6 protein-coding genes and 1 pseudogene are annotated in these 11,725 nt (G+C 70.0%); 3 read left to right on the top strand and 4 right to left on the bottom strand.

Going from position 1 to position 11,725, the window contains the following annotated elements:
• Positions 1 to 68: 68 nt before the first annotated feature.
• Positions 69 to 3,353: a BTAD domain-containing putative transcriptional regulator gene (locus ACF09C_RS01330; protein WP_392088642.1), complete on the top strand. Its 3,285-nt coding sequence runs from the start codon at positions 69 to 71 to the stop codon at positions 3,351 to 3,353.
• A 38-nt stretch (positions 3,354 to 3,391) separates the two neighbouring features.
• On the opposite strand, the gene ACF09C_RS01325 is transcribed toward ACF09C_RS01330, so the two are convergent.
• Positions 3,392 to 4,297, bottom strand: a complete 906-nt coding sequence (locus ACF09C_RS01325; protein ID WP_392087304.1) for a siderophore-interacting protein — start codon at positions 4,295 to 4,297, stop codon at positions 3,392 to 3,394.
• A gap of 183 nt (positions 4,298 to 4,480) precedes the next feature.
• Here ACF09C_RS01325 and ACF09C_RS01320 point away from each other — a divergent pair, with 183 nt between their 5' ends.
• Together ACF09C_RS01320 and ACF09C_RS01315 are read left to right on the top strand one after the other, a co-directional pair.
• Positions 4,481 to 4,681 (top strand): hypothetical protein, encoded by a 201-nt coding sequence (locus tag ACF09C_RS01320; RefSeq protein WP_361966323.1) that lies wholly within the window; start codon positions 4,481 to 4,483, stop codon positions 4,679 to 4,681.
• A 256-nt stretch (positions 4,682 to 4,937) separates the two neighbouring features.
• Positions 4,938 to 6,116, top strand: coding sequence for an acyl-CoA dehydrogenase family protein (locus ACF09C_RS01315; RefSeq protein WP_392087302.1), 1,179 nt, complete (start codon positions 4,938 to 4,940; stop codon positions 6,114 to 6,116).
• Between the two features lie 102 nt (positions 6,117 to 6,218).
• Here ACF09C_RS01315 and ACF09C_RS01310 read toward each other — a convergent pair.
• The 3 genes and pseudogenes from ACF09C_RS01310 to ACF09C_RS01300 all read right to left on the bottom strand — a co-directional run.
• Positions 6,219 to 6,683, bottom strand: a pseudogene (locus ACF09C_RS01310) (transposase family protein); the annotation flags it as partial.
• Positions 6,684 to 7,013: 330 nt separating this feature from the next.
• Entirely contained in the window at positions 7,014 to 7,499 is a 486-nt protein-coding gene (locus ACF09C_RS01305; RefSeq protein WP_392087299.1) for a hypothetical protein, read from the bottom strand.
• A complete protein-coding gene (locus tag ACF09C_RS01300; RefSeq protein ID WP_392087297.1) occupies positions 7,499 to 11,218 on the bottom strand; it encodes a DNRLRE domain-containing protein in 3,720 nt (1,239 codons plus the stop codon). Before ACF09C_RS01300 ends, ACF09C_RS01305 begins: the two co-directional genes overlap by 1 nt.
• Positions 11,219 to 11,725 lie beyond the last annotated feature (507 nt).

Here is an 11,725-nt window from a genome sequence, read left to right as displayed (position 1 = left end):
CCCGTAGGGGAGGCGGAGGGGCTGGTGGGAGGGGAAGCGGGCGACCGGGGGAGAATGGGCCGGTGATCATCCGGTACCGCGTGCTCGGCCCCTGCGAGGCCCTCCGGGCGGACGGCGGGGAGGCCGTGCTCAGCGGCGCCCGCCTCCGCGCGCTGCTGGCCGCTCTGGCGAGCGCGGTCGGGCGCACCGTCCGGGTGGACGAGCTGATCGGACTGATCTGGGAGGGCGAGCCGCCCGGGGACGGCACGGAGGCGCTCCAGGCACTGGTCGGACGGCTCCGCCGGGCGCTGGGGCGGGAGGCGGTGGTCTCCGTCGCCGGCGGGTACCGGCTCGCCGCCGGGGCCGAGGACGTGGACCTGTACGTGTTCGAGCGGCTGGCCGCCGAGGGTGGGCAGGCGCTGGCGACCGGGCAGGCGGAGCAGGCGGCGCTCCTCCTCGACCAGGCGCTCGCGCTGTGGCGCGGTCCCGCGCTCGCCGATCTGCCGGGCCGGGACGGCGACCCTCTGGTCGTACGGGTCGAACAGCGCCACGCCCAGGCCCGCAAGGACCGCCTCGCGGCCGAGGTGGCCCTCGGGCGGGCCGAGGAAGCCGTGGCGCCGCTGGAGGCCCTCGCGGCCGAGCGCCCCTTGGACGAGACCGTCTCCGCACTCCGCATCCGCGCCCTGCGGGCCGCCGGGCGCGGGGCCGAGGCGCTGCGGGTGTACGAGGAGGTCCGCACCGTGCTTGCGGACCGCCTGGGGGCGGACCCGGGGGCCGAACTGCGTGCCCTGCACGCGGACTTGCTCGCCGGCGACGGTTCGCTCTTCGCGCCGGCGCAACGGAAACCGCAACCGCAACCGCAACCGCAGCCGGCGCTGCCGCTGCCCGCACGCCCGACCTCGTTCGTCGGGCGGGAGCAGGAACTCGACGATCTCGTGCCCGAGTTGGAGCTGCGGCGACTGGTCACCCTGATCGGACCGGGTGGCGTGGGGAAGACGAGGCTGGCCCTGGAGGCCGCCGACGCGGGGACGCGGCACCGCCCGGACGGGACCCGGTTCGCCGAACTCGCCTCCGTACGTTCGGAGTCCGAGGTGGCGGCCGCCGTCCTGACCGCGATCGGCGGTCGCGAGACGCAGCCGTGGGGTGCCACGTCCCGGGAGGCGCTGACCCGGCTGGTGGAGCACTGCGGGTCGCGTCGGCTGCTGTTGCTCCTGGACAACTGTGAGCATGTGGTGGGTGCGGCGGCGGAGTTGGTGGAGGTGTTGCTGGCGCGGTGTCCGGGGGTGACGGTCCTTGCGACGAGCCGGGAGCCGTTGGGTGTGCCGGGGGAGTTCGTACGGCCGCTGGAGCCGCTCCCGCAGGACAAGGCGTTGCGGCTGTTGGCGGATCGGGGTGCGGCGGCCCGGCCGGGTTTTGATCCGGCGGGGGATCCGGAGGCGTGTGGGGAGATCTGTCGGCGTCTGGACGGGTTGCCGTTGGCGATCGAGCTGGCGGCGGCGCGGCTGCGGGTGCTGTCGCCGCGGCAGTTGGCGGATCGGTTGGACGACCGGTTCCGGTTGCTGACCTCGGGGGCGCGGACGGTGCTGCCGCGGCAGCAGACGTTGCGTGCGGTGGTCGACTGGTCGTGGGATCTGCTGACCGAGCCCGAACGTGCCGTTCTGCGCCGGCTTTCGGTGTTCTCGGGCGGCTGCGACCTGGAGGCGGCGGAGGCGGTCTGCCCGCCGGGGGACACCCTCGATCTGCTCGGTTCGCTGGTCGACAAGTCACTGGTCGTCGCCGCGCCCTGCGACGACGGGCACGGCGGCGGTATGCGCTACCGGTTGTTGGAGACGGTGGCCGAGTACGCGGGGGAGCGGCTGGAGGAGGCCGGGGACCGGGCGGAGACCGAGCGCCGGCATCTGGTCCACTACCGCGAGCTCGCCCGCCACGCCGACCCCGCCCTGCGCGGCCCGGACCAGCCGGTCTGGCTCGGGCGCCTCGAGACCGAGCACGGCAACGTGACGGCCGCCCTGCGCACCGCCGTGGGTCTCGGCGCGGAGCAGGAGGCGCTCTGCCTGGTCCTGTCCATGAGCTGGTTCTGGCAGCTCCGTGCCCGGCAGACCGACGCCCGCCTCTGGTCGCGAGCGGCGGCGGCCCTCGGCCCCGACCCCTTCGCCCCGCCCGTCCGGCACGCCGTCCCCCTCACCGCTCGCTGCACCGACGCGCCGCCGCCCTGGTCGGAGGAGCAGCTCTGGGAGGCGCGACGCGGGTGCGCGCTCGTCGCCCTCGCCGCAGAGGGCGGCGAGGGCGCCAAGTCCCTCGAACGGCCCGAGATCCGCGCCCACCTCGACGCGATCGTCGCGGCCTACCGCCCCGGCATGCCGCAGAACTGCCGTCAGCCGGGCACCATGTGGTTCTTCGCCCGGCTGATGACCGGCGAGTTCGACAGCCTCGAAGAGACACTCGACGCCGTTCTCTCCGCGTGCCGCGCCGAAGGCCTCGGCTGGGAGCTCGCCTTCACCCACCTCATGCGGGCCAAACTCCTCGGCGACCGCCCCGCCGACGCGGATGCCGCCCTCGCCCACTTCGAGCGGGTGGGGGACCCCTGGGGCACGGCCGAGTCCCGCTCGGCGCGCGGCGAGGCCCGCGAACGGTCGGGCCGCCTGGTCGAGGCCGCCGCCGACTACGAGCAGGCCGCGCGGGCCGCCGCCGGACTCGGCGCGCACGCCCAGGCCACCGTGTTCACGGCCAGACTCGCGGCCGTACGCCTGCGCCTCCCGGCCACGGACACGGACCCGGAGGCGCGCGCGGCGGCCGAGCGGCTCCTGGTCGAGGCCGCGGCGGACGCTTCGGCCGAGTCGAGCGGGGAGCCCGTCAGCACGGCCCGACTGCTCCTCGCCCAGCACTACGCACACACCGGACGCACCGCCCTGGCCCGGGAGCAGGTCGACCGGATGCAAGCGGAGTTCAGCGGCGACACGCCCGACCTCTTTCTCGGTGTGACCGGAGGCCTGCGCGGCTGGCTCGACTGCCTCGACGGGGCGTACGCCGACGCCGCCGTACAGCTCACCCGCGTGGTGCGGGACGTGGAGGGCCTCGCGTACCTCGTGGCCCCGCACCTCCTCCTCGGCCTCTTCCCGACGGCGGCCTGGGCCAGGGCGGGCCGCGGCGGGCCGGGCGACGCCGAGGACGGTGCCCGACTGCTCGGCGCGTACGACGCCCACCCCGGGGACGCGGGCGGGGCCGGCTTCCGCCCCTTCACCGAACAGACCGAGTCGTCGGTGCGCGCCCACGCGGAGCATGCGCTGCGCAGATCCCTGGACCCGGCGACGTACGCGCGACGGTACGAGGAGGGCGCCAGGCTCTCCGTACGGGAGGCGGCGACGCTCGTGTGAACGCGGACGGCGCCACGCTCTCCAGCCTCTCGCCCCCTCTACCCCCGCGCTCTCCCCTCCGCCGACTCCAGCCGCTCCCGGGCCTCCGTGAGGTCCTCAGGCGTGGGCGCGTCGTCCTGGGTGAGGTGGCGGCGCCAGTACCCGGTGAAATGCACGGTGCGCCGGTCGTAGCCGCGCTCCTGGAGCAGGTGCCGCCGGAGTTCCCGTACGGCCCCGGCCTCCCCGGCGAGCCAGGCGTAGGGCGTGCCGGGCGGCAGCGCGGCCCCACGCACCGCGTCCGCCGGTGAGACGTCCTCGCGCAGCCAGTGCACGGTCAGATCGGCGGCCGTGACGAAGGGCAGCTCCTCGTCGGCGTCGGCGACCTGGACGAAGGCGAGCGCCCGATGGCCGGGCGGCAGCGCTTCGACGACGGTCGCGAGGGCGGGGAGCGAGCACCCGTCGGCGGCCAGCAGCGTCCACTCCGCCGCGCCGACGGTCACCGGAGTGGCGAAGTACGCCGAGGGCCCGAACATCCCGAGCGTCTCGCCGGGCCTGGCGCCGCGCGCCCAGCGCGTCGCGGGCCCCTCCCCGCTCCGGCCCTCCCCGCTCCGGTCGTCCGCGCCGTGCAGGTAGAAGTCGATGTCGACGGTCGCCGCCGCGGGATCGTGGGCCCGGATCGTATAGCTGCGCATCCAGGGCCGCTCGGCCTCCGGGATCGCGGCGTACGCCGCGTACCAGCGCATCACGTCACCGGACGGGTCGGGGGAGGGCAGCACCGGCTCCGCCTGGCCGGGGCGCGGGACGTACAGCTTCACCTGCTGGTCCGGCCCGTCGAGGGTGAGGCCGGCGAGCGACTCGCCACCGAAGGTGATCCTGACCGAGCGAGGGGTGACCGGGCGGACGGCCAGGACGCGGATCCGGCGGAGGGGAAGGGCGGCGGACGCGGCGGGCGGGGACGCGGGCATCGGGGCTCCTGGTGGTCGAGGCCGGTGATCGCTTCATCGGCGGGCGGGGTCACCACCCTCCCCGAGCCCACCGACGCGGGGCCGACACGGAACCGATACGGCGGCGCCGGGCTCCTGCCCGGATGCGGTCGAGGTCACCGGACACGAGAATGGCCGGTACCGGAAGAACGAGTAGGAGGCGGCATGAACGCTGAGTCCGACAAGACATCTCCGGGGGAGAGCCCGACGCCCGACCGCCTCTTGCATGCCGGGTCGGAGGGCGAATACACGGCGGAGGACCTGATCCTCGCCTCCGGACGTGACGTGAATCCGAAGAGCCTCGCGTGGGCGGAGCGCCGCATGGCGGAGAAGGGGCGTGCCTCCCTCGACGAGCTCCTGCCCTGACCCTGGACGACGGCCCGCCGACGGCGGGCCCTGACAGACACGTCCGAACAGACCGGCCTGAACAGACACCTCTGAACGGACACGTCCGCACAGACACCTCTGAACAGCCACCCGGACGACCGGCCCACCCGACCGCCCTGGCCCGGACTCTCCTCGCCGAGCCAGGGCGGTCGTGGGGCTTCCCCATTTGTGGAACACGTTCTACCGTGGCCGCCGTCGCGCGCACGGTACCCAGGACGCCGCCACGGGAGGCCCCATGCACCTCGAGTACACGCCCGCCCAGCACCGCCTGCGCGAGGAGCTGCGTGCGTACTTCGCCGAACTCGTGCCGGACGACGTCCACGCGCGCTACGCCGACCCGGCCGCGCAGAAGCGCTTCTACCGCGAGACCGTGCGCAGGCTCGGCACCGACGGCTGGCTCGGGGTGGGCTGGCCGGTCGCGTACGGGGGCCGGGGGCTCAGCCCCATGGAGCAGTTCATCTTCTTCGACGAGGCCGCCCAGGCCGGCGTCCCGTTGCCGCTGATGGCCCTGAACACCGTCGGTCCGACGATCATGCAGTTCGGTACCGACGAGCAGAAGGCGTACTTCCTGCCGAGGATCCTCTCCGGCGAGATCGACTTCGCCATCGGCTACAGCGAGCCCGACGCCGGTACGGACCTCGCCGCACTCAAGACGCGGGCGGTCAGGGACGGCGACGAGTACGTCGTGAACGGCCAGAAGATCTGGACGACCAACGGCGACACCGCCGACTGGGTCTGGCTCGCCGTCCGTACCGACCCGGACGCGCCCGCCCACAAGGGCATCACCATGCTCCTCGTCCCGACGAGCGAACCCGGGTACTCCTGCACCCTCATCAACACCCTCGCCTCGCACGACACCACCGCCAGCTACTACGAGAACGTCCGCGTCCCGGTCTCCCGCAGGGTCGGCGACGAGAACAAGGGCTGGCGGCTCATCACCAACCAGCTCAACCACGAGCGCGTGACCCTCGCCGCCCACGGCACGATGGCGATCCGGGCGCTCCACGACGTCCAGCGCTGGGCCGCCGACACCAAGCTCGCCGACGGCCGACGGGTCATCGACCTCGGCTGGGTCCGCCGGAGCCTCGCCCGCACGCACGCCAGGCTCGACGCGATGAAACTCCTCAACTGGCAGATGGTGAACGCCGTCCAGCAGGGCACCCTCACCCCTCAGGACGCCTCCGCCGTCAAGGTCTACGGCTCCGAGGCCCGCCGCGACGCCTACGCCTGGCTCATGGAGGTCGTCGGCTCCGCGGGCGCGCTCAAGGAGGGCTCGGCGGGCACGGTCCTGCACGGCGAACTCGAACGCGGCTACCGCTCGGCGGTCATCTTCACCTTCGGCGGCGGCAACAACGAGATCCAGCGCGAGATCATCTCCTGGATCGGCCTCGGCATGCCCCGCGTCCGCCGCTGAGCGTGTGACGAGGATTCTTAGTCGGCACAAAAGATGGATCGTCGGCACCGAGAACACTCGTCGGTGTCGATGTCCGGTCCTGTTGAGGGCTGCATCGACAGATGATCGAGCCGCGGTCAGGTCATGGCTGCGTCCGGGCAGCGCGGGCCAGATCCACGGCAGCCTGCCCGAGGCATCGGCGACGACCTGCACGTTCGCGCCATGACGGCGGTGCTTCTGAGAGAGGTCCGCCCGGCTGTCGCCGACGCGGTCGCACTCGGCGAGGGTCCCGTCGCGCAGGACATGGTCGGGATCGGTCTCCCGCAGGACCCGCAGGAGGCCGGGCGCCCTTCGGGACAGGTGCTCGACGACGGCCTTGACGTAGGCGTGGGCGGTGCCGACGGACATGCCGAAGCCGGCGGCGATCTGCGTGAGCGTGTCGTGCCGGCGCAGATAGACCAGGCCCACGAGGGCACGCTGGTGAGGCGGAAGCTTGCAACGGCGGTCACCCTCGCGGGTGACGATGAGTATGGATACCCACTCGACCAGGGTGTGCGGCAGGTCGAGTGTGGCAGAATCGGGAACCAACAGGGCTTCTGTGCCGATGGGTTGAGACTTCGAACACCTCCCCCAACGGCACGGGAGCCTCGTGCGTTGAGGGACGTCAGCCCGTCACCCGATCAGTGGCCACTCTGAACGAGCTCAGTGGTTGGGCAGGCCGACCTTGCATCCTCGGTGAACGTACCGACGTTCATCCCGTCTTGGCGTGGCGATAGGTTCCTTAGGAACGGCTGCGAGCCCTGGGCCAATTGGTCCAGGGCTCGCTCTTTTGATGGCGGGTCAGCCTCGAGGACACTCACTTTCCGGGCTCAGCAGCTCTGGCCAGAAACATGGCGGACCTGGCTCGGGAGTATACCTTTACGGCTTGACAGGGTCGCCTTCGCCCACTTCCACCCACCACACACCGTCGGCGCGTGACAGATTGAGCGTTTGTCTCTTGCCTTCAGCGAAACGGAGTTCAACGGAAGCCAGGTCAGGTGTGACCGGATCGGCGACGGTGGCCACCACCGGCTTGTCCGCGACACTCTGGTACTCCGCGATGAGGTCTTCGGCTGCCTTCTCCTTGTTGGTGAACCAGGGGGCGCCCAGTGCCGCCAGGGCCTCGGCGTCACCGGCGAGGAGACGCTGGACGTAGACCTTGATGAGGAGGTCTACTTCACCGGCGACCTGTTTGGCTTCTGGGTAGTCCGACTGAGTGGGTCGGACGGCGACGGTCACCGAGGGGGATTCACGCAGGGCGTACGGGGCGGTGTCCTGCTGCCGCCACCAGACAAGCGCGGCAGCGCCGAGGCACAGGGCGAGTGCCGTAGTCACGACCCAACGCATGCGGGGAATCTTGGGCATCAGTACCACTCCGGCCTGACTCGGATGATGTCTGCCCACGTGCCACGATGGCTCTGCACGTAGGAGTCGAGACGATAGTTGAGCCGGTTGTTGGTGTGGGCGCTGACGTACGCCTTACCGTTGGCCATCTTCGTGATGACACCAGCGTGATCCCAGCCGCCCTGTCCTCCCCAGTTGAAGAAGACGATGTCGCCGACCTTGGCGTACTTCTGGTGGCTCTCCTGGTACACGGCACCGTTGCTGTGTCGGCTCAGGAACTGACGCATCTTGTCTGCGACAGTCCAGGTGTGGGAGTCGATGAAGTAGGTGCCCCCACCGGAGTGGATCGGCGCGATGTACTTCTTTCGCCACCAGGTGTTGACGCTGGTCCTGTCCTTGTCGTAACCCTTCATGCGCATTCCACCGCCGTAATGCAAGGCTTCGGAGATGAAGTTGGTGCAGTCCTGGCCGTACTTCCCGCGGTCATTCCAATGAGCCCGGGCCCAGGTTGCCGTGCCGCTCATGTTGATGGTTCCGAACGGCCCGTACTGCTCCTCGTCGGGAGACGGCGGGCTTGCCGGCTCAGGGGCGGGCCTGGGTGCGGTCGTGGCGTCAGGGCCGTCGTTCTCGATCGTCCCGTAGGCGACGGTACCGAACACACTGTCATCCGACGCCAAGCGCTGCTCGAAGGAGGATGCGCTGACCTTGCTGCGCAACTGCGGGTTGGCACCGGTGGAGAAATCGTAGAGGAAGGGCGCCTCGCTCTCCTCGGGCTCACCGGGCGCGTCGGCGGCCGTCTTCTTCTCACGTACCGATGCCCGAAGGGTCACGGAACCGTCGACCTCAGGCAGGGCGAGGACGTCGGAGAGGGCAGAAGTGACGTGTGTATAGGTGAGGCCCTCCGCTCTGAGGGCGTCGCGAGTGTCGATCAGCCCGGGCTCCTCGGCGTTGAGCAGCCAGGTGTACAGGGCCGAGTTCGGCCGGCCGGCCAATGCGGCGTCGCCGTTCTTGCTCGCGCCCGTCGTCAGCGAGGCAGCCGCTGCAAGGTACTCCGTCACAGCCTGCTGGTAGGTGGCGGTTGCCAGCGGTGCGCTCAAGGGCGTTGCGGGATTGCTGGAGACGGTGTCACTCGTACCGTGGCGGCTGGAGGCGCGGATCTGGAAGGTGTAGGAGGTGCCGTTCTGGAGCCCGGTGATGACGGCATCCGTGCGGTGTGTGGTGTGCTCGCTGACGGTGGCACCCGTAGCGTCGACCGCGCTCACCTGGTAGGTGAGGAGCGTGTCGTCGTAGCCGCTGTCCGTGCTCGCGCCCCAGGTGACCAGCGCGCCACCGTCTCCGGGGCGGGCCTGTGGGTCGACGGGTGCCGAGGGGGGCGTCGCGGCTTCGTATGCGACGGTCAAAGTGGCGCCGGTGAAGGTGACGCCGGCCGTGCTTGGCGCACCATCGGGCTTGCGGAGTACCAGACCGTGATTACCGTTCGCGCCGTCCGTCCAGCCCGTGACGAGACCGGTGACGTCTATGGTCCACGGTGCGGTCGCATCCACGTTTACCCCCGGAGCCGTGACACGGTCCAGGTCGGCACCTGTGCCAGTGGTGGCCCATGCTCCGTTGAGGGCGTGAACGGCCAGCGCCGGGCTTGTCGAGGTCGACTGGAGCTGAAGCGTCGCGCTGATCACACGGCCGTCCGCCGGAATCTTCGAAACATCAGCCTTGACGTAGCTACGCCAGTTCTTGCCCGAGACGCTGCCGACTTTCAGCGAGCCGGTGGTGTCACCGACGCAGGCGTCGGAATCGGTGCACACGGTGGCTTGCGTGAGAGGAAGGGACACTGACGCGCTGGCATCCGTGGTGGAAGGGGGAGCACCGGAGCCGGCCTTGATTGGAGTCGCGGAGGTCCACGCTGAGCACTTGCCGGTATAGCAGGCACGCATGGACCACGTGTGCGGGCCGCCCGACGCCAAGGCGACCGCAGGGACCTGGAAGCCCGCCCTCTCGCCGTTGGGCACAAGCTGGGCCCCCAGAGTCTGCGTCCCAGCGGCGTTGCTGATCCGGAACTGAGCTTCGACCATGCCACCGTTAGGAGAGGAGACGACCCCAGAAATCAGAGGAGAGCCGGTGTCCGTCGCCCCGGCCTGAAGCTGCTGCGGCAAGTCAGCGGGAAGCTCCGCACTCGCGGCAACCCGGAAAGTCGTCCAGCCAGACCAGCTGGAGGTGTCTACGCCGTCATAGGTACGCGCACGGACCTGAAGGTGAGCACCTTCCGGGAGCCCTGTGACGGTGGACAGCTGGGCCATGGAGACCGAGCCCGACGTGACCTGACGCCCTCTGCCCGTCCAGGTCACGGTGGTGTCCGCATAGGCCGGATCAGGTGCGACCTGGAACTCCGCCGTCAGGAGAGAGCCCGGGTCGCTGTCAGTGACCCGAGCGTGAAAAGCAGGGTTCGGGGACGCCGTAGTCGTCACTGAGGTGTCGGCCCTGACCGGCGAGGTGGTGAGCCCGGTGGGGATTGCAGGCGCGGAATTGTAGGTGACGATGAGCGACGGCTCCGACGCTGCGTCGTGCGAACCGTCGACGTAGTTCGCCGAGCGGTAGCGCCGCCAGGTCAGCGGATCTGTTTCGTCCACGGCCGCCAGGCGTACCCCGTAGTTGGGCTGACCAGCCGCCCACGCCTGGACGATGCCGTTCACGTCCCACTCAACGTTTCCTGCCGGACAGCTGGCGCTGTAGCCCTTCGCTACCTTCGACACCGGAGCGACCGCCGTCGTCGTTGCGGGCTGGCTGGCCCAGGAGATGGCAGAGGGGTCCCAGTCGGAGGTGACTCGGCGGACCTGAATCCCGGCGTTGTCGGTCGAACAGGAAGACGACCAGTACGAGAACAAGCGGAGGTCGGCGTCCAGGACCTGCTTGCCGAGGAACCGGGTCGTATCGAACTTCAGGTAGGCCCGGGCCCGTTCCGTTCCGTTGTAGGTGCCTGCCTTCAGTTCGGTGGACCCACGCTGGGACGTCGGGTAGTCGTCGCCCTGAATCCATGTGTCCGTGACCGGTCCCAGGAGAGTGTTGGTCGGGTCTACCGTTACCGGGTACGTCACCTCAGGGTTATCCAGGAACGCGGCGTCCGGCTTCAAGACCAGAGTCTGGGCGTCTCCGCTGCCCTCGACAGACGCGGCGACATCGGAGACTTTGGCCGGCTCACGGGTATTGGCGTGCTCATCAGCGCCCCACATGACAGGCACAGGGGCGGCAGCCACATCCCTACCGTCCTTGCTCTCCCACAGCAACCGCTCATCGGCCGTCTCGCGGAGCCTCAGGCCTTCGGCCACCACGGGGATCCGCAGTTCGACCTGCTCCTTGGGCCGCTCGTTCAGCACCAGTAGATGCGAGAACCCTTCCGGCAGAGCCGTAACAACGAGATCGGTGTCGGGCCCCACGTTCTTGTAGGTCGCGGAGTTTCCATGAAGAGTCGGCCGGGGCAGCTGACCGTCCCAACCAAGGCCCAGCGCTCGTGCTCCCTCAGTAACCTCGGCCAGTGGGCCAACACCGCCATCGGAAAACCGGATGCCCGCAGCGGCCTGCTTGGGCTGGACGCTCCCGTCACGGAACACGAGCGTGGTGTCCACGTTCTGCCAGACACCCGTCTCGCTCTTGACCCTGATCGGACCCGTGGTCGATTCTTCGGTCAAGGTTCCGTCAGGGTTGGCGTAGGTGGTCGAAGTCTCTGCCCGCAACGTGGTGATCTCCACGCGCTCCCCGAGCAGAGCGGCTCGCGCACGGGCGGCTGCGGCGAGCTCTTCCTCAGACGGCTGAACCTCTATGACTGAGGCAGGAGGGGCCGGGGCGGCAGCAACGCCGACCGGGATGCCCAGTTCGATGGCCAGGAATCCGGCCAGCGGGTAAATGCCTCTTCGCAGCAGAGCCGAGCGAAGTGGTCTATGGCGTTTTCTCATCAGTATGCCCCCCTGTTGAGCCCCGAACGGGCCAACTGCAAGATCATTGCATGAGCGTCTTTGGCGGGCGCATGACGTTCTTGAGGGTGTAGGCCCGGCCGGCTGCGAAGAGGGTGAACGGCACACCCGCAGGGCAAAGTGCGCGGCCACCTGTCGGCTGACCAGTAGGCATCTGAAGACCCTCGCTGAAGTCGACTTCCCAGTGCTCCTGCGATCCGAGAGCTCACGTCGTCGGCCGACACCATGAATCCCGTGGTGTCGGCCGTTGGCTGATCGGCGCCATTCAGCGGAATAACCGGAAGA

Origin of the sequence: Streptomyces sp. NPDC014870 (genome assembly GCF_043081505.1) — a bacterium.
Taxonomy (GTDB): Bacteria; Actinomycetota; Actinomycetes; order Streptomycetales; family Streptomycetaceae; genus Streptomyces.
This window is presented reverse-complemented; position numbering and strand designations above follow the sequence as displayed.

Coding starts and splice junctions, on each gene's coding strand:
- ACF09C_RS01325 (WP_392087304.1), bottom strand. CDS start 4,297: ATGCCCGCGTCCCCGCCCGCCGCGTCCGCCGCCCTTCCCCTCCGCCGG.
- ACF09C_RS01320 (WP_361966323.1), top strand. CDS start 4,481: ATGAACGCTGAGTCCGACAAGACATCTCCGGGGGAGAGCCCGACGCCC.
- ACF09C_RS01315 (WP_392087302.1), top strand. CDS start 4,938: ATGCACCTCGAGTACACGCCCGCCCAGCACCGCCTGCGCGAGGAGCTG.
- ACF09C_RS01305 (WP_392087299.1), bottom strand. CDS start 7,499: ATGCCCAAGATTCCCCGCATGCGTTGGGTCGTGACTACGGCACTCGCC.